Below are 19,845 nucleotides of genomic sequence, written 5' to 3' on the forward strand. Positions count from 1 at the left end.
ATACCGATTTAAGGAGAGCAAAAAACAACAAGACATCACCCAAGCTAACTAAACAACAAAAATTTTTGCCTTGGGGTGGTCAAATTTTTGATTATCGTGGTGGTCAACTATTTGATTGACATTAGCACCCCCCTGCAACTAAGATGTTCATAAATGAACGCCCCTTTCGAGATGGGAGAGAAGAAATCTTATCCGCCTAAAGTTATATCCTGTTCCTCATACCAGCGCAGTGCCTGGAATAAATGTTCGGCTTCGTAATCAGGCCATAATTCTTCAACAACGTAAAAATCAGCATAAACCGTTTGCACGGGGAGAAAGCCACTTAATCTTCGCCTATTGCCCCAGCGAATTAACAAATCAATGCGCGAGATTTCGGCCGAACCCAGATGTTTAACCAGGGCATTTTTCAATGGCATCCCTTTTTGGACTTGCTGAAGGGCTTTGCCAATATCCCATTGCCAGCTGTAATTAACGAGAAAATTGATCCGCATCAAGCCTTTGCCAAACTTCACTCTTTTTGTAAACGGAAGTAGATCTTTGGGAAACATCGGCGAGTCAGTATTACCAACAACAAGTAAATCGGCATCGTGATTGGCCAGTTTCATCACCGCTTCCACACAAGCCCGCTGAAAGGCTAATCTTTGTGCCAGAGGACGCTTGGTGTTATCCTGCGTGAAACCATAAAAAGTCATCTCCTTGACGCCAATTTCCAGGCAGTGTCGATAAAGCTCAAAGCCGGGGTCGATACCATAAGCGTAGCCAGCTTCTTTCGGGTATCCATTTCGTTCCGCCCATCTTCTGTTCCCGTCAGGAATGATCCCGATGTGCCGAGGTATTCTTTGAAATCCAGGAAAGCTTTTTACTTTTTCCATAGTGATCCTCCTCAAGTTAACTATGGAAATATGCTTTCCTTTTCGGGGTGGAACTATACATGTTATATCAGAAGTAACAGCGTCACTCATCTCGATTTGCTGGTCGCGAGCAATCGGGAATCGGTGATCGATTTCGTTGGAATACGGAGGTGGTCTTGTTTAATCTAAATATGGACAATTTTCAAAATTAATTAATGAGGAATCTTTTCGTGGATCTAGCCGCATCCTACTGTTTACTATTGGATTTAGCGTATACAAGCAGGTGGGAGGGGGCTTACATAAACTTCAGCCAAATAAACACACCTCCCTTATCCATATAGCTTTTTAGAGATAGCATCAAAGAGTTCCCAAAGGTCTGTGTCTCTTAGATCCTCAGGTTTCATTTGTGATGCAATTTTGGGACCATCACGTGTTTGATTGTATCCTAGCGGTTTCAACACTAATTCTTTTATGTTTGCGAACGGGCCAACTTGGTCAAGGTTAATTTCCCCTTTAAAAACGGCTTTGATTGCTTCTATGTTAAAATAATTCTCAATTTCTCTCCGGCATGTCACCGTTAGAGGTACGTTCAAATTCTCGCACAATTTTTTGAATTCCTTTTTTACATTAGCATTTTTAGGTCCAAAATTCTGTCCTTCTTCCTCCCGATCGCTATCTATTAACACCCATATCCCCACATTCTTTTTCAATCCGGACAATAGAATTTGGTTTTCCTCGCTGTATAATGATGACCCGCCCAAGTGAAGAACCAGGACTCTATCGGCTAAATTCCGTCCTGAAGTTATGGAATACAACTGGAGCCATTCGCGCAAAATGGCAGCATCTGAAGGGCCTTCTACAAGCAAAATTGCATCGTGTTGGAGAAGGTCACTCGGTCGTGCACCTATCTCAGTAATAAGATCGTAGAATTCCCTACTTGTATCGATAAATGAGACCTGTGTTCTGTTTTCTGAGGTAAAGGAAATCATGTAACATGCAACACTCAAACTTCTGTCTAGAATAAAGGGAGAATGAGTGCTAACAAATACCTGGTATCCTTCGGATAATTGTCTAAGCCTCCCAGCTATAGCTCGCTGAAGTTCAGGATGCAAATGGTTTTCAGGCTCTTCGATTAGAAAATATAAGTTTTTTACTTTCTTTCCTTCGTTTCTGGCCTGCTCCGCATACACGTCAAAGATCGCCATTACTACACAACTCTGCGTTCCATGACCGTGGCAACTAAGGTGCCCAAACCCTGTTTGGACGTTTGAAAAGTCGTATGAGGTCTTAACCACGGGAGAAAAAGACAAAAAAATATCTTCTCGCCCCAATATATCTTTGGTCTTATTGCTTATGTGCTGTGAAAGGCCTTGCACTACCTCGCTGACTTTGTTGCGAAGCTCCTCCTTTATCCGTTCTAAATTTTCATCCACGAGTAATGGTGTAATTAGTTGGCTAAATACATTCCTGCTCCGGTCAGTATATTTCAGTTCAGCAGTAATATCTCTCAGCGAAGGGATATATACAGGCTCAAACTGGACATCAGGTGATGTTGGTTCCCAGCTTATGGAGGGCCCTCTACGGCCCGCATCGAGAGAATATGAATAGTAGCAGGTATATTTAGTGCCTCCAGGATCTTCTGCATTTACGAATGTGGCAGTGATTTCAATTGGTTGCTCCCGACCATGGAAATCCTCCTGCTCGGCCTTTTCTCTCGATAATACGAGCTTTATTGCGCGAAGAAGGTTAGATTTACCGGTGTCATTTTTCCCTATAAAAAGCCGGAGATAAGGTTTTTTGAAAGGAAAATCAATATTAACATCTCTAAGAGAGCGGAAATTTTTAACATGCAAACCAGTAAGTATAAGGTCCATAAAAATTGCTGACCTCCTTCATCCATATAAGAACTTACTTCAAAGGCAGACTCAAAGTCTAAACCTTTATCATAAAGTCAATTCTGTCTAGCGCCAGGTTTGGATTGTAGAAAGGATCACCTCGGTCGAGAAAATCACGCCATTTCTCGCAGAAATATCGAATATTATGTTCCGGCTGGTAATGCCCACGAGAGGCTGATTCGTAGTGGTATAGCACCGCGTGCGGCGTCCAGACTGTGTAGTAGCCACACTGATGAATGATTCGTAAGCATAGATCTACGTCATTATAGGCAATATCTAAATTCTCATCAAACCCCCCGACCTCTTCAAATACGGCACGCCGCAGCATCATGCACGCCCCAGTGACCGCAGCACAATTACGTGTCACAGTAGCAAGACCCATATAACCGGGTTCCGATGCTGGAAGTCCGTAAAAGGCGTGCCCCGCTACCCCGCCCAAACCTACGATAACCCCAGCGTGTTGTATCGTGTTGTCGGGGAAAAGCAACTTGGCACCTACGGCGCCTATCCGCTTTTGTTGCGCATAGCTTAACAGTTCTTCCAACCAATCGGGCGAAATTACTTCAGTATCGTTATTGAGGAACACGAGGTATTCTCCCTCGACTCGTTCCACGGCAAAGTTATTTATCTTTGCGTAATTGAATTGTCCGGCGAAGGGAATCACCTTACAAATACCCGTTTGCTGAACAAAAGCGAGGTAATCCAGCGTAGCCGGGTCTTCGCTTTCGTTATTGATAATTATCAATTCGTAGTTCTTATAACTGCTCCGTTCCTGAATTGTGCCCACACAACGCCGCAGCAAATGTAGCTTGTCTTTGGTCGGAATGATGATACTAATCCGGGGGGTTCCTTGCACTCTGTACTTTATCCGGTAACGTCCTTCGTCGATTTGTACGACTTCTCCTTGCAGCCCTCGTCTTTCGATAGCAGATGCAAGCGCCTTCTGTGCTACATCAAGAGCGCGTGTCCTGCTTGCAGCTCGGTTTGTTATTGAACCGGGAGTGACACGCCAGTGATAGAGAATTTCCGGAATATGCGCTATCCGATTCGTTCTCTCAGTAACTCTCAGAACAAGATCGTAGTCCTGACTTCCTTCCGTTTCTGGCCGCAGTCCTCCCAATTCTTGAATCAATTCACGTCTAATTACCAAAAAGTGCCCGATATAATTCATCGAAAGCAATAAATCTGGTGACCAATCCGGCTTGAAAAACGGTTCACATCGCGTTTCACCAATTATACGGTCTTCATCAGAATAGAGTACGTCCAACTCTGGTTGTTTATTTAACCAGCGAACTACCTGCAATAATGCATGCGGCGCCAACTCATCATCATGGTCCAAAAATCCGATGAATTGACCAGTAGCCATAGAAAAAGCTATATTGGTTGCCCCAACGATTCCTATGTGTTGTGGTAAATCAACCACTTTTATCCGCTTATCTTTTGCATGGAAACTTTCTAAGATTTCTTTTATTTCCCGTTTGTCAGAACCATCATTAGCTATACATAGTTCCCAGTAAGGATACACTTGGTTGCAGACTGAGCTAATAGAACGTATGAGGTAATTTAAATCGGTATTTCTAACAGGCATAATAATGCTAATCGTGGGCTTATATGAAAACCTTGCAATATCTTCTGAGGCAGCTTGAAGAAGATTTTCAATTCTCTTAGCCTCCATACAGAGCCACAGGTTATAGTTGTGTCCTCGGGAACGATAGCTCCAGACGCCCCTCATGCCATGCTTTCTAAGGTAACGCCAGGTCCTCTTTATCAACTCCACAGGACCTTGGTGATAAGTTATCCAAATAGCTTTGGTAAAGAGAGAATCACTTGGCATAGTACTGCTCTTTCCTTTGAATTTTTTGTTAAGGTAGTTAGTTTTTTGTGAAAGAAACCTTACTCATGGAAACTATTGAACCCCTCTACCACAATAATGGTCATCGAGAGCCAGAGAATTTATGATCTTGCTTTCCTCATCAGACATGTTTGTAACAAACGCTGAATAAATCTTAGCAGCTAATTCAGATGGAACATAAAAATCAGGTAGTAAATTGCGACGAACAGTAATTGCATCCTCAACATAAGCCATAACTCCAGCCTGAATTGCAGAACGAATCGATCGTGATTTAAGTTCATGGGTACTTAATGATTTGTAATTCAATTGAAGACTACCCATCTCATCAACTTTATAATTAATCACCTGCGCTGAATCTGAGCTTAATAATTTCTCAAGCTCAAAACTCCGTCGGTAAAGAAGAAGAGAATTATTAAAAGGATCGATTTGGTGCCCATAATAGCCCTCAGCAAAAACACCATACCTGTCACATACGTTCTTAGACTTAACATCTGTAACTAAGTAATAACCATTAATTGGTTTTGTAAGCAAGCGATTAAGGCATCCTTGCACTGTGGCAGAGTACCCTATGTCAACAACCGCTGATTTTTCTTGTCCTAATCTCATTTGTTCGAAATACATTAGAGCTGCGAAACGTTCCTTGTTTGCTATAGAGATGATCCTGTCAGCAAGTGCATTTAGGAGTGGTTTAAGATGATTAATTTCCCCATCAATAACTTCTACAAATCTATTTTGTGACCATAACCTTTCATTATAAAGCGTACTAAGATCGTCTTGGCTAAGAGTTAGCCCATAGCGTTCAAAAAGGAACAATTCAAGTTTATTGGGGAAGAACGTAACTTTGGCTATGTTATAAATATCATCAAGATTTTCAATAGCAGGAACCGTTACGGCCCGTCGAGAAACTTCAAGATATTCTGATGGCACTGGTTGAGTTATAACCTGACTCCAACGATCATAGACTTCCTTCAATAGTTTTCCTTCTCGCGATAGGAAAAAAAGACGCTCTATGTTGCTCTGTGTGGCTTTCTCTGCTAGCCATTGAACAAAAGAAAGCACTACCGGTCCAACAACAGAATAACCTATGGCCTCAGGATTCGGTAAGAATAAACTAGTATGATCAAACTTAGGGTAGAACAGGGGTGTGAAATTGCGTTTTACTATGAGTCCAAGCGCAATTTCTCCGTTTAAGTCGTTTGTTCTTAGAGTATCTTCGACAAGTGTTCCTAATCGTGGTAATGACCGAGCTAGTTCAACTGGTCGTAAAACATGCAAGGTCTGAAATCCCAAATCAAAGGGGATTTGCCAGTCAGAGCGTTCATTGTCACCAATCACAAGTACTTCATTAGGCGACACTCCTTCCTTATTTAATAGAACTCGATAGAGATCACCTGTATCTTTGCGCAGTCCAATCTCTGAAGAAAGATAGAAATCATTCCATCCTGCTATTCCATGCGCTAATAACATTGATTCTATTGTAGACTTTGATAAATACATGTCACTTATTAATACTACACATTTACCAGTAGAGACTGCAAAATTAAATATCGAGATAATATCAGGGCGAGGAGCAACAGCCGCTCGTTCAATGGTTTTTTCTAACTCAAGTATGCGTTTGACTTCTGGATCAGGAAGTTCCGTAAGATCGGCTAGTTCCTTATATATTAAATCTAAGCCTACATCCTTACCAACATGCTCACGTGCTCGCTCCTCTGACTTATGTCGTACATGTATGTAAAGTTTCCCAACTTCCCCTCCAATTCGATGAGCAACAATCTTCTTTATACTTTCCGGATTAAGTAATGGGCGCACCAACAATGTATCGAAGATATCAAAAGCTATGACTCGAATCTCTGGCGTAGCGATCTTAGCCTGAACATCATCTATTGTCCTGGAGAGATATTGTTCAAAGCGCCATGGTGACCAACTCGGAAATTGGTGGTCAAGCAGAACTGCCAGACGATATCCTGCCTTACATACGCTCAGCCCCAACATGCGTTCTAGACAGTGGGCCAAAGTCCCGTCTGTTTGTCCTGTTTCTTCTGGAAATTCGTACAGGGTTATTCCTGCATCAAATAGAGGGAGGAGAGCTTCAACCCTCGCCCAAAACATAGAACCCACTGGGAAATGAAAATATCCATCCGGTATGTTGACTAAGCCAATGCGATGGCACATTGCATACCCTAGCGATCGATTGGCTAACCACGTATTCGCAACATAAGGAACATGATAATAGTTTTGTGGGTAAACAATTCCTATTTTCTCCGAGTTGGCTAAGAGGAAAAAAATCCGCTTAATCTTATCTTCATTGCCAAGAAGACCCTCAAGCAGATACTCTCGCCACCCCTCTGTGGCGCCTGAATTGTAAAGAGATTTTTTTGTATGAATGTGGGCAATAAAATCATAGCACCTCAAAAAAGAACCAAACTCACAAAACATCGGTGCTATATCCCGGCCACGATTTTCTACGATGCGGACTATGAGTAGATTTATTCGCCGCAAAGAGGATAATATACGTTCACACCTAAATTTAGCAGATTCATCTGGAACTGAAATGAAAAGATCATATGTGAATGGGATGTTGCTCAAATATTTTGCAATTTCCTCAATAAGATCTGGATAAAATATATGGGCATGAACAGCTATTCTTCCAGGTTGAATACCTGTGAAAGGACTGACATTGGCAATATCAACCAGGATCGCATCACCCATCTTAAGATTTGCTAAAACCGATTGTGAGCGACCGTGCCAAGCTGAGAAATACCGAGTCACCTTACGAGTAGCTTTCCGTCCCAAAGCAAATGGCCCCTCTGTTAGGGCTATTTTTAAGGCTTTTTGAGCCAACTCGTAGAATCTACGACGACTACTGAGCGGAGGAAAAATCCCATCCATAATTCTGCGATATTGTTGAATAAAACGCCACCCAAGGGAACTGTATATCAAGCGTATTTCGATATCTCTTTCCGCAAGATGTCTTCTCAATTGACTGAGATTCTCTTCGAGCTGTGCAATTGTTCGTTCCTTTTCTGCTATCTGATTTTCTTGACTTTCCTTTTCCTGCATGAATTCTTTTTCCTTTATAGACAGAAGGTTTTTCAAATTTGTGAGATTTTTTTCTAATTGTAAAATGCTTTGTTCTTTTTCAGCTATTTGAGCCCTCAATGTTTCCCTTTCAATAAAAAACTCTTGCTCCCTTTCAGCCAATAAGTGCTCCCGTTCGTCAATCATTCGGTGCAACCGACCAAATAATTCTTCAGACACGTCGGTAAGCGTCGATAACCTAACCCCTTCAGGCAACTGTTGTTCTGAGGCGATGGCAATCAAATAAAGCGGGACTTTGTCCTGAACTCCGACCCGGATAAAACCAGTATCAACCTTGCGTACACAAACCTCTGCTAGAGAACCTTCCCCTATTCCAAGCGGCCAGATGCTCGAAACCGGGAAAACTTTCTGTCCGAGGAAAAAAACATAAGGAAAGTATTTTGTGAGTAATTCCCGAAACTCATCAAAATATAGTTCTTTCACGTGGTAAGGATTTTTGTAAGCAGTCTCGTCGCTATACGTTAACTTGTTGGGACTGCTAATAATGAATAATCCATCTTCTTTCAGGAGCCGTTTAACTTCCGCCAACAATTTTTCGTGCTCCTCGATGTGCTCGATGGCCTCGAAACAGGTTATGACATCAAAAATTTTCTCTCCCCGTATAGGAACTTCGGTAATTGAACCCTTGATAAATTTGACATTAGGTAATGGATACCTGCTAGATGCATGTTTAACAGCCTTTTCGTCTAGCTCCACTCCTGTAACATCGGCCGCCTTTTCCGCCATAATAGCGCAACCATATCCCTCACCAAACGCCAGATCCAAAACTTTTTTACCCTCAATAAATTGAGAAGCAAAATAATAGCGGTGCAAGTGCTCATAATGTATCTCTGGAGTGCCAAGATCTACCCATGGCACATAACGTTCCCCTGTCCAGTCAATAAGTGACCTTTGATTGGATTGAGACAAGTTGATTCTATGCGTAAGATCGCTGTTGGACAATTTCTGTTCACCATCCTTAAACTATGATGTTCATCAATTCGTGTAAGCGTTGCAACCAGGTATTCTCAAGTGTTATTTCCCGACATATTCTTCGTACTTCATCGAAATTACTACTCAACACATTAAGTGTTATTTTGGAAAACTTTTCGGGTGAATCTGCCAAATAAAGAATCCTATCCGGCATCTCTGTAGCAAGTCTCTTAAGCTCCACCGTAGCTGTAGCCACTACCGGCAAGCCGAAGACCAGGTATTCATTAAGCTTAGCTGGGTGCATAGCGCTCGCGTAAGGGTCAGGTCTGTACGGAATGAGCCCAACATCTGCAGCTCGCAGGACCCCAGCTAGCTCAATGTACCGCTGGCGCGGCGGTAGAAGGTACAGGTTGGGTAATTTTGGCAGTTCTACCTCATCATAAGCCACTGGACCCATCAAAATAATAGAACCATGGGGAACCGCCTCACATAGCGCCTCGATGGCTTCCACCCATAGCTTCCGATTAATTCCACCTATATACAGCAGACGTGGTCGTGGCAGCTTAGCTACATCAGGAGGTATTTCGATTTCGGCATCCAGGAGTTCCGTGCTGAAACCGTCACGGAACAGAACCGGGTTTTTAGTATGAACATGGTATTGTTCCAAAAGAGTGGCAGAAGCGAAAAGCGTTATGTTAGCCCGTCGCAAAAGCTGCTCCTCAAAAGGCGCAAGCCGTGGTTCCACCTGTTTCGGGTCACTCACCACATCATATACAACCCGTGCCCAGGGATAATCCTCTATCAAGCGTAACACCAACGGCGTTGCTAAGTATGTATACAACAACACTTCCTCTGGCCGCAGTTTTTCCTCCATCAAAAATCTCCGCACCTTACGGTATAAAAGCCAGTGATTCCAAGCTACAGCCGCATCTTTATACGGCCATGGTGCAGCTAATGGTGAGTAAATAGTCAGATTTTTCGGTACTGGTTCGCCACCGTAATCAATCTGGGAGGAGAAAATAATTCGTAGCCGTTGTATAATGCGTGGCAGGTCGCCTAGTTTCGGAGATCTTACAGCGGTATTCTCTATGAATAAAACTTTTAACCCCGTCTGCGCCATGCTCGTGGCAAAATGGTGGACCCGTTGCCGCAAGAAATTCCAATCTACCGCAGCCAGGATCACAACCCCTTTAATTCCCCGCTCCGAAAAATTTACCATACGCTTGTGCCACCTCTTTGGCCGGCCCCAGCATCCTGATCTTACCCTGTTCAAGCCAAACGGCTTGAACACAAAGTTCCTCTACCTGTTTAGGGACATGGGTTACAAAAATAATGGTTGTCCCACGCTTCTGTAACTCCCGAATTTTGGCCAGACATTTCTCCTGAAAAGCCATATCCCCCACGGCCAGCACCTCGTCAATTAACAAAATCTCTGGCTCAACATGAACCGCCACCGCAAAACCCAAGCGCATGTACATGCCGGAAGAATAGTTGCGGACCGGGTTGTCTATAAAATCGCCCAGCTCCGCAAAATCAATAATGTCTTTCATCCGTTCTCTGGTTTCTCGGTGAGACAATCCCAGGATTGAAGCGTTTAAAAATATATTCTCCCGGCCAGTAAAATCAGGGTGAAAGCCCGCGCCCAGTTCTAACAGCGTTGAGACCCGTCCATTGACCCTGACCTCGCCTATAGTCGGATAAAGTATGCGGCTAATTATTTTCAACAATGTACTCTTGCCGGAGCCGTTTCGCCCGATCAGACCAACGGTTGTCCCCTTCGGGATGGATAGAGTAACATCCTTTAAGGCCCAATAGTCTTCGCTTTTCTGCCGGTTCCAATAAATCAATCGTTCTTTCAAGCTAACGGCCTTATCGTGATATAGACGAAATTTCTTCCACACCCCATGTATTTCAACTGCTACCACGTCTGCTCCCCCATATGCTATATTTCTTCTGCCACTGAACGTTGAAGCCGATCAAAAACAACCAGGCTAATCACAAAAAGAATCAAGCTTTCTATGCCCAAGCGCCCAAGACTGGCCCAATCGGGCCAGTTACCATAAAAGAAAATATCCCGATATGCTTCCATCAACGGTGCCACTGGGTTCAAGGTAAAAATACTTCTTACCTCTTCCGGCACCAGACTTGTCGGGTATAATACGGGGGTGAGAAAAAACCACGCACTCATGAACACTCCCGTGATGTGCTCGAGATCGCGAAAGTAAACATTAGCGACCGCAACTAATAACACCAAACCAGCGACAAAAACTGTCTCCACTATAAGGACCGCTGGGAAAGCCATAACTGTCATGGTAATTTTTACTTTGAAAACCAACAAGGCCGGAATCAATATAAATAGGCTCAAAACATAATTAACCAGATTAGTACATAAGATCGCCAGGGGCAGCACTTCCCGAGGAAAATAAACCTTCTTGACCAGTCCGGCGTTTTGCACCAGGCTCGAGGCCCCTTGCAGCACAGAGTTTGCCAAATAGTTCCATGGCAAAAGGGCCACGAACAGGAACATAGTGTAGTTCTCAATATTCATGCGCATGACATAAGAGAACACCAGGCTGTAAACAATTAGCATCAATAGTGGGTTAAAGAAGGTCCACAAGAACCCCAAGACCGAGCCCTTATAACGGGCCTGTAATTCTTTGGCCACCAGGTTTCTTAACATTTCCCGGTATTGATATATTTCCTTAAACCGCTGCCATATCAAGCTCATTTATGTCATCCTTACTGAAAAATTTTTAAACTTTAGCCATCAAAAACCATTTCAAGACCTATCGACCAGTTTGGTAATTGTATATTGAAGATACGCTGCAGCTTAGCGGTGGACAGCACCGAATATTTAGGGCGTGTAGCCAGCGCGGGATAATCGCGGGAGGCGATCGGTATTACTCTGGGCCGTCTGTTAGCCGGGTCAAAAGCTTTTTCCACAATCTGACTGGCGAAACCGTACCAACTTGTTTCTCCCTGGGAAGTGATGTGGTACACGCCTTTCACATCGTGAAGATTAAGCCTTGTTTGGGCTAAGATCTGCGCTGTACCTTCGGCCACCAATCGGCACCAGGTCGGAGCGCCAATCTGGTCGTTTACAACCCGTATTTCGTCACGTTCCCGAGCCAATCTCAATATGGTTAATAAGAAATTATTGCCCCGCTTCCCATAAACCCAACTGGTCCGCAAAATTAGATATGCGCCATCAACTGCCTGGATCGCGTGTTCCCCGGCTAATTTGGTCTTTCCATACACATTGAGTGGATTCGGTTCATCTTCTTCTGTGTATGGATGCGCTCTATTCCCATCAAAAACATAATCCGTCGAATAGTGAACAAACGAAGCCGACAGGCGCTTTGCTTCCTCGGCAAGGATCCCTGGGGCAATCCCATTGACCTGCATGGCTTTGTCTGCTTCTTTCTCAGCCTGGTCCACCGCGGCGTAAGCAGCCGCATTAATGATCACGTGGGGCTTTATCTCACGCACCCGTGACCGAATCTGATCCGGGTCAGCCAGATCAAGTTGGGGAAAATCAATAGCCACCACTTTACCCAGCAAGATTAGCGTGCGCTGTAATTCCCACCCAATTTGCCCTTTATTGCCAATAAGCAAGATTATTGGTCGCTGCTCGTTGCTGTTCATCCGCGTTCTCCTCTATATTGAGGTAAACGGTCTGGAGAGATTTCCTCCAGCCGTGGATACTGCCGATCCTTCTCTGACAATATGGGCTCGTTAACCGGCCATTCGATGCCTATCTCCGGATCGTTCCAGAGGACCCCACCCTCAGTGCTGGGGTTATAAAAATCCGTACATTTATAAGCAAACATGGCCCAATCACTGAGCACGCAAAAGCCGTGCGCAAAACCCTCGGGTATATAGAGCTGCCGATTGTTTTGCGCCGAGAGGTTAACCCCCACCCACTGGCCAAAGGTTGGCGAACCTACCCGGATATCGACTGCGACATCATAAACCTCGCCCTGTAAAACATAGACAAGTTTACCCTGACCATGCGGGTACTGGAAATGTAATCCGCGCAAAACTCCTTTGATAGAGAATGAAAGATTATCTTGTACAAAGGTTTCGGGCAAGCCAGCTTCTGCATATCTTTTCTGATTCCAGGTCTCCAGAAAAAATCCCCGGTGATCTGTAAATACTTGCGGTTCGATAATAACTACACCAGGCAGATTTGTCTTATATATTTTCAACGGTTTTACCTCCATACACTAAACGAATTAAATATTCACCATAGCCATTTTTCTTCAACGGGTCTGCCAACTTCAATACTTGCTCGGCCGTGATAAGTCCCATTCGGTAAGCAATCTCTTCTGGACAAGCCACTTTTAATCCCTGGCGTTGTTCAATAGTCGCAATAAAATCCGCTGCCTGCAATAAAGCTTCATGCGTCCCCGTATCCAGCCAGGCATAACCCCGCCCTAGCTTAACTACCCTTAGCTGGCCTTTTTCTAAATATAGGCGGTTAAGGTCCGTTATCTCCAGTTCTCCGCGAGCTGACGGTTTCAGGCTTCTGGCCAGCTCAACCACTTGATTATCGTAAAAATACAGGCCGGTCACCGCATAATTCGATTTTGGATTCGCCGGCTTTTCTTCGATACTGATCGCCCGACCTGCCTCGTCGAACTCAACTACCCCATAACGCTCCGGGTCTTTAACCCAATAGGCAAATACTGTCGCCCCATGCTCATAACATACCGCCTGGCGTAATTGTGTTGTCAGATTATGCCCGTAAAAAATATTATCCCCCAAAATTAAAGCACAAGGATCAGTTCCGATAAAATCACTTCCGATAATAAATGCTTGGGCCAATCCATCCGGGCTCGGCTGGACCGCATATTGAATGTTTATCCCCCATTGGGTCCCATTACCTAGCAAACCCTTAAACAAATGCTGATCCTCAGGTGTTGTTATTATCAGTATATCTGTAATCCCGGCCAGCATCAATGTGCAGAGCGGGTAATAGATCATCGGCTTATCATAAATCGGCATAAGTTGCTTGCTAACCACTTTGGTTAATGGATAAAGGCGCGTTCCTGCTCCACCAGCCAAGATAATTCCCTTTTTGATCACGAACCCATTCCCCCTATTTTATTTTCCATTCCTTCCCAGACCAAGGCGGTCGCGATGATAACTGCCATCACATACACGCTGACACCAGACCCGGTTTCCCAGATACCATTCAACGGTTTTTCTTAAACCGCTATGAAAATCTTCTAATGGTTCCCATCCCAATTCCCGCTTGATTTTACTTGCATCAATAGCATACCGTCGATCATGCCCGGGACGATCCTGAACAAAGGTAATCTGTTCCCGGTAAGAACTGCCGTCCTGGCGCGGGTTTATTTCATCTAAAATGTCACAAATAGCATAGACAACTTCGAGATTTGTTTTTTCATTATTGCCGCCAATATTGTAGACTTCACCAGGACAACCTTTTGTCAAGACGGTTAATATCGCCCGACAATGGTCTTCAACAAAAAGCCAATCCCGAATGTTTCTGCCATCTCCGTAGACTGGCAATTGTTTCCCTTCGATAGCATTCAAGATCATTAAAGGAATCAGCTTCTCCGGAAACTGGTATGGGCCATAGTTGTTCGAACAGTTTGTCGTCAATGTCGGCAAACCATATGTATGGTGGTAAGCTCGGACAAGGTGGTCCGAGGCTGCCTTTGATGCCGAATAAGGTGAATTCGGAGCATACCGGGTCTCTTCCGTAAAGTACCCGGTTGGACCGAGTGAACCGTAGACTTCATCGGTAGAAACGTGCAGAAATCGAAACTCCTCACGTTCTTCGGTGTTTAAATTATTCCAATATCTTCTTGCGGCTTCAAGTAGTACGAACGTACCCACAATATTGGTCTGAATAAATTCTGCCGGACCATCGATCGAACGGTCAACGTGGGATTCTGCGGCGAAATTGACAACGGCACTGGGGTGATATTTAGCAAATATTTCATTAACCAGGTTTTGATCATCAATACTTCCACGTATAAAAATATGGTTCGGGTCTGGCAGGACCTCGGCCAATGAATCTAAATTACCCGCATACGTCAGCTTGTCCAGATTTACGATTCTCGCCCAGCGCGAGGCAATAACCATGCGTACGAAGTTGCTGCCGATGAAGCCAGCCCCCCCGGTGACCAGGATTGTTTTCATGCACTACCCTCATCCTTCCTTTTTAATCAACATTTAATCAACCCGCCCGGTCCCTTTGCATCATCACCTTCAGCGTGTGCAGGAGAATATATACGTCCAACGCTGGCGAGCAGGAACGGGCATAAATCAGGTCGAACAGGAGCTTATTTTCCGTGGAGGTGCTATAGCGGCCCGCGATCTGCGCTAAACCGGTCACCCCACTTTTTACCTGCAGGCGGTGGGCGTAGCCGGGTATCTCCACCAGGTGCTGGCGCACAAAGTATGGCCGCTCGGGGCGCGGTCCGATGAGGCTGATGTCGCCCCGCAGGACATTGATCATCTGCGGCAGTTCATCAAGTCGGGTTGCCCGCAAGAGCCGGCCTACCCGGGTAATCCGCGGGTCGTCTTCCTGCGCTAAAACCGGTCCCGTCTCCGCTTCTGCCCCCTGGACCATCGTGCGGAATTTGTACAGGATAAACTCGCGCCCGCCTTCGGTTAGCCTCTTCTGCTGGTATAGTACTGGTCCTGGCGTATCAATCTTAATGGCGAAAGCGACGATCAGCATAAGCGGTAAGGTAACGATCAGAATAACCAAAGAACAGATGATGTCAAACAACCGCTTCACCGGGGCCCACTTACTGGCCATCACCGGTCCCTGGATTTCACACAACGGTGTATCATCAAACTGCGACAGCCGCGATTTCGCGAGCAAGATGTCATAAACACTGGGGATAACTAGAATAGACGCCTCAAATCGGACACACCGACAGACGATGTCCGCCCTGGTTTCTTCATTCAGGTCCGCGCAGAGCATAATGGCGTCTGGCTGCTGGGCCTCGACTATTGTCTCGATATCTTTCCAGCAGCCAAGTACCGGCAGCTTCCCTGAATCTTGACTCTCCGCCCCGGCTTCCAGATGAATTTCCGCCGTCCGGTCATTGCCAGGTACTTCTTCAACTACAACACCAATTACCTTCCCCAACCCGCGACCGTGTATCCGCAGTTTCTCCGCCAGTTCAAGCGCACTGCGGCCTGTCCCCACCACCAGAATCCGCTGGTGTCCGACCTGCCGGATATACCACCGACGGATAAAATAGCGCCAAAACGAGAGCGTCAACAATTGCAGTACCGTGGCAATAGCAAAAACCGTCCGCGGGAAAGCAAAGTGACCCGACATGTAGGATAGCCCGAGCGAACTCAAGACTGTTAAGAAAACGACACAGATAATCGCGGAAAACTCGTCTGCCCAGCGGCGCACCCTGACGGAATACAGTTCATACACAAACGCATAAGCAATAAATATCCCCAGAATCCAGGGAGCCAGATTAAGATACGGCCCAAAATTATATTCAGGTATGGCCCCGGAAAAACGCAGTAAAAAGGCCAGAACAAATGAACCTTGCAGGGCAATCTGGTCACCTATTACGAGCATCGGTATATAAAACCACATTCGTTTACGGGGTTCCATCGGCTCACCCTATTTCTCAAATATATAATCAGGTTATACTTAATCAGACCTGTACAACGAGGCGTATTCCTCCAGCATCCGCCTGACTGTGAACCTGGTCATAGCTCGATCCCGGCCCCGCGTTCCCATCGCCATGCGGCGGGATGGGTCGGCCACCAGGGTAAACAGCAGATCCGCCACCTGCGCCGGCGCATGCCGATCTACGAGATAGCCATTCTCTCCATCAACAATCAACTCTCGGATACCCCCGACATTGGAGGCCACCACTGGTTTCCCCGCCATCATCGCTTCCAGGATACTGATCGGTAAACCTTCCCACCGGGAGAAGAGAGCAAAAATATCAAAATCGCCAATTATCTCGTTCACATCATGTCTGTTCCCAAGAAAACTAACGATATTATCTAATTTAGTACTATTAACAAATTCCTCACCTTCTCTGCGCATGGAGCCATCGCCAACCACCACAAAACGGGCCGGCCACGGTGCGGCCCCCATTTTATCACGAACAGCCTTCGCCACCCGCAAAAACATCATTACATCCTTGGGCGGGGCTAAACGGCTTACTGTTCCAATGATCGTTTCCTGCTCATCCAGCCCAAGCTCAGTCCGCAATTTTCCCCGTACCGGCACAAATTCTTGAATTCCGTTGTAAATCACCCGTTCGCTGCGTCGGGGCACAATCCCCAACTCCCGCGCCCTCACCTGGTCAGCCTGGCAGACATAAACCATATAGTCGGTCAGCCGGCTCATCGCGGATTCGATTTGCGCAACCGCGCGCTGTCGGGTTGTCGCGCCTGGTGCATTGGCACCCCAGCCGTGTACGGTATAGATAACTTTGGCTTGTCTAAACATGCTGGCTGCCAAGCGACCCAGCACACCCGCCTTTGAACTGTGGCAGTGCACCACATCGAATCGTTCTCGGGCCATCAAGCGATATAACTGCATTAAGGCCGCCAGGTCGTTAATAGGCTCGATCTCCCGTCGGAGCCGGGGAATCGGGTAGACTTTGACCTTCGGGTAAAGTTCAGTGAGCCAGTTGATCAGTTCTCCACCCGGGGAACAAGCGACACTCATCTCAAACTCGTCACATAACCCTTTGGCGATTTCGTAAACGACTTTCTGCGCTCCGCCAACTTCGGACAGGGTAATCACCTGTAAAACTTTTCGTTCAGTCAATTTTTTTACCCTCGCCAGTTGTCATCGTCCTTTGAGGCTAAGCAATCTCCGGTACTCTTTTTCCGCTGCCGAGCCAGCTTTTCCCATTTCCCCAAGCAGAGCAGCGGCCTGCCCCTCTTCCCCCATCACCTGGTACGTTGCCGCTAGCCAGGGAAGAATTTCTTGCTTAAGTTCAGGTTTGGCCAGCGCTGCCTGCAGATGTCCCACTGCCGCTGGAAAATCTTCCTTTAAATACGCCGCTTGACCGGCCAGCAGCGTGATCTCTGGCGTAACCTCAAGCTTCGGACCAACCCAGAACTTCAAGCGGTCTGGCGGTACGGCGTCGGCTTTTTTCTTGATCTCGGTTGGGAGATTGTATGCCCGTTCGAAATAGGGCCTGGCCTTTTTCTCCGCCTTCTGCTCCAGGAAATACCGTCCGGCAGAAACATATACTTTGCCCAGCGCCTCATATGCGCCAATATCCAGCGGATTAATCTGAACCAACCGCTCAGCGACAATCAGGGTCTTATCACCACGACCAATCTCCGAATAAAGATTAAGGAGCTTTGATTGCACCTTAAGATTGTTTGGCTCTAACTGTTCAGCCTTTTCTAATTGTTTTACGATCTCGTCAATCTTAGCTTTATCTTTCTTTCCAGCATTTAAAATGTATGTCATCTGGGCCAGATCCAGACGATAGCTGGCGGTAAAGGGGTCGAATTGGACTGCCCGGGCAAAGCTATCAGCCGCTTGTTTAAAATCTTTTTCCTGAAATGCCTCAGCCCCGGCTTTGGCGCTGCGCTCAGCCGCGTAAAGCGATGCTGAAGGGATGAGAAGAAACAATGCCACTACTAAACCTAATGTTACATTAATAATTCGGTTCCGAAACTTCAGGGAAAGGCCGCTTATTTTTCTCTGTTCTCCGGCAGCTGACTCTGCCAAAATCATTAAGTGGCTGGCTCGGATAAGACCAAGCAGACTCCAAAGGAAAAGGCACATAGCCGGCAGGGACAGGGTAAAGTCAATCGCGCTGTGGGCCCCGATGGCCAGCGCCGCCACCCCCATTCCCCACACACTAAGCCAATCGCCACTCGCTGCTGCTAGTACACGTCTCAGGAGCCAGAGGGTATACAACAGGGTCGCCCACATGGCCAGAAATGCAATAAATCCGAATGTCCCCGCTTCGACCCAGACCTGCATGAAGTGGTTGTGGACTTCTGTTGTATAATACAGGTAGTCCTGATAGCGGTGGTAAAGAGCATTCCAGCCGCCTGCTCCCGTTCCCAGTACCGGGTGATCCTTGACGATCTCCCAGGCAATCGCGGTAAAATCATGGCGGGTGACAAAGCTCTGGTCCTCCGCTGTGAACGATGACAAGCGGTCAACAAACGCTTGCGGTAAAACCCGTTGACGCATACTGTGATCAGACGCGATGATACCGCCGCTAACGATAATCACCAGGATTAAGCATATTATGGCAGGCTTAACATAATTGGCTTTATCCTGGGCAAACCTGGCCAGCATGATTTCCATGCCCGTGGCTAGCAGTTCCCCTGATATTACAATCAGCGCTCCTCCCAGGAGCGGCCGCCAAATAGCACTGCTTGTCCCCTGCGCCGCTGTCAGAAGACCCTTAGAAACAATTATAGATGCCACAACTACCAAAACCACATTAAATAACAATCGCGGCCAATGCTTTATCGGCAAACCGGCCAGCAGAAGAACCAGACCCAGCAGGAGGACCAGCCACCCCCCTTTGGAGAGGGCGGACAAACTTACGGCGATCAGCAGCAGGTTGCCAACCGCATACACCATACGGAAGTATACCTTCGTTTGTCCCTGCCATGAGGTAAATCCCAGCAGGCTGACCGCCGCCAGATAGGCAGCTGAAATATTGGGATATTGAAGAGTTGAATAAATTCTGCCATTCACTACCGCACCGGGGTAGTGGATGTAACCTATCGCCACGCCGATTCCCACCAAAGCCACACCAACAGCGCTGAGATAAAGCACATTGAGAGCAAGGCGCACAAGGAACCTGTTTCTGATCAATTCGACAACCAACCAGTAGATCGCCAGGTAATCTATTGCCCGCAGCATCCCTTTTATAGCCTCCGGAAGACTGGCCGCCGCAGTAACCGACAGGGTGTAGGCCATGGCATACGCCAGGACAGCAAAATCCAGCGGGTGCACCAGAAAAGTAAACTCCCGTCGGTGAAATTTACCCGCCATAACGACAGCCAAAAGCAGCCCCGTGATAATCTGGCTGGGCAGCATTTCCGAAGAAAAGAACAGGCCGCGGAAATATGGTGGATAGAATAGAAGCACCATCAGGATAACGATCAAGATTGTTCCAAGATTAGATACGATAAAATTACGGGATTTATTTTGCGGTAGTATATTCTTTTCCGGCATGCTTATTTGGGTTTTTTCAGAAGCTGGCTTTGACATGCGACA

The 19,845-nt window shown here is 46.2% G+C and carries 14 protein-coding genes; all 14 read right to left on the bottom strand.

Going from position 1 to position 19,845, the window contains the following annotated elements; all coding sequences use genetic code 11:
- Positions 1 to 188: 188 nt before the first annotated feature.
- The 14 genes from HPY81_04245 to HPY81_04310 all read right to left on the bottom strand — a co-directional run bounded on the left by HPY81_04245 (position 189) and on the right by HPY81_04310 (position 19,803).
- On the bottom strand, positions 189 to 872 hold the full coding sequence (locus tag HPY81_04245) for an undecaprenyl diphosphate synthase family protein (GenBank protein NPV26670.1): 684 nt from the start codon (positions 870 to 872) through the stop codon (positions 189 to 191).
- A gap of 308 nt (positions 873 to 1,180) precedes the next feature.
- Positions 1,181 to 2,725 carry an AAA family ATPase gene (locus HPY81_04250; protein NPV26671.1) on the bottom strand — a complete coding sequence of 515 codons (1,545 nt, stop codon included), beginning with the start codon at positions 2,723 to 2,725 and terminating at the stop codon, positions 1,181 to 1,183.
- A 58-nt stretch (positions 2,726 to 2,783) separates the two neighbouring features.
- On the bottom strand, positions 2,784 to 4,421 hold the full coding sequence (locus HPY81_04255; GenBank protein ID NPV26672.1) for a glycosyltransferase family 2 protein: 1,638 nt from the start codon (positions 4,419 to 4,421) through the stop codon (positions 2,784 to 2,786).
- Positions 4,422 to 4,652: 231 nt separating this feature from the next.
- The gene (locus HPY81_04260; GenBank protein NPV26673.1) at positions 4,653 to 8,558 is read right to left on the bottom strand and encodes a methyltransferase domain-containing protein; all 3,906 of its coding nucleotides are present in this window, start codon (positions 8,556 to 8,558) and stop codon (positions 4,653 to 4,655) included.
- A 100-nt stretch (positions 8,559 to 8,658) separates the two neighbouring features.
- Positions 8,659 to 9,831 carry a glycosyltransferase gene (locus HPY81_04265; GenBank protein NPV26674.1) on the bottom strand — a complete coding sequence of 391 codons (1,173 nt, stop codon included), beginning with the start codon at positions 9,829 to 9,831 and terminating at the stop codon, positions 8,659 to 8,661.
- Positions 9,803 to 10,558, bottom strand: coding sequence for an ABC transporter ATP-binding protein (locus HPY81_04270; protein ID NPV26675.1), 756 nt, complete (start codon positions 10,556 to 10,558; stop codon positions 9,803 to 9,805). Before HPY81_04270 ends, HPY81_04265 begins: the two co-directional genes overlap by 29 nt.
- A complete protein-coding gene (locus HPY81_04275; protein ID NPV26676.1) occupies positions 10,555 to 11,331 on the bottom strand; it encodes an ABC transporter permease in 777 nt (258 codons plus the stop codon). The genes HPY81_04270 and HPY81_04275 overlap by 4 nt, the downstream gene beginning before the upstream one ends.
- Positions 11,332 to 11,372: 41 nt before the next feature.
- Positions 11,373 to 12,257 carry a dTDP-4-dehydrorhamnose reductase gene (rfbD, locus tag HPY81_04280; protein ID NPV26677.1) on the bottom strand — a complete coding sequence of 295 codons (885 nt, stop codon included), beginning with the start codon at positions 12,255 to 12,257 and terminating at the stop codon, positions 11,373 to 11,375.
- The gene (gene rfbC, locus HPY81_04285; GenBank protein NPV26678.1) at positions 12,254 to 12,820 is read right to left on the bottom strand and encodes a dTDP-4-dehydrorhamnose 3,5-epimerase; all 567 of its coding nucleotides are present in this window, start codon (positions 12,818 to 12,820) and stop codon (positions 12,254 to 12,256) included. The genes rfbD and rfbC overlap by 4 nt, the downstream gene beginning before the upstream one ends.
- On the bottom strand, positions 12,807 to 13,700 hold the full coding sequence (gene rfbA / locus HPY81_04290; protein NPV26679.1) for a glucose-1-phosphate thymidylyltransferase RfbA: 894 nt from the start codon (positions 13,698 to 13,700) through the stop codon (positions 12,807 to 12,809). Before rfbA ends, rfbC begins: the two co-directional genes overlap by 14 nt.
- An 18-nt stretch (positions 13,701 to 13,718) precedes the next feature.
- Positions 13,719 to 14,786 carry a dTDP-glucose 4,6-dehydratase gene (gene rfbB / locus HPY81_04295; GenBank protein ID NPV26680.1) on the bottom strand — a complete coding sequence of 356 codons (1,068 nt, stop codon included), beginning with the start codon at positions 14,784 to 14,786 and terminating at the stop codon, positions 13,719 to 13,721.
- A 37-nt stretch (positions 14,787 to 14,823) separates the two neighbouring features.
- Positions 14,824 to 16,233 carry a sugar transferase gene (locus tag HPY81_04300; GenBank protein NPV26681.1) on the bottom strand — a complete coding sequence of 470 codons (1,410 nt, stop codon included), beginning with the start codon at positions 16,231 to 16,233 and terminating at the stop codon, positions 14,824 to 14,826.
- 39 nt (positions 16,234 to 16,272) lie between these two features.
- Complete coding sequence (locus HPY81_04305; protein ID NPV26682.1) at positions 16,273 to 17,409, bottom strand: glycosyltransferase family 4 protein; 1,137 nt, start codon at positions 17,407 to 17,409, stop codon at positions 16,273 to 16,275.
- A gap of 21 nt (positions 17,410 to 17,430) precedes the next feature.
- Positions 17,431 to 19,803, bottom strand: coding sequence for a hypothetical protein (locus tag HPY81_04310; GenBank protein ID NPV26683.1), 2,373 nt, complete (start codon positions 19,801 to 19,803; stop codon positions 17,431 to 17,433).
- Positions 19,804 to 19,845: the final 42 nt, after the last annotated feature.

It is taken from the genome of Bacillota bacterium (assembly GCA_013178045.1).
In the GTDB taxonomy this organism is placed as follows: Bacteria; Bacillota; Ch66; order Ch66; family Ch66; genus Ch66.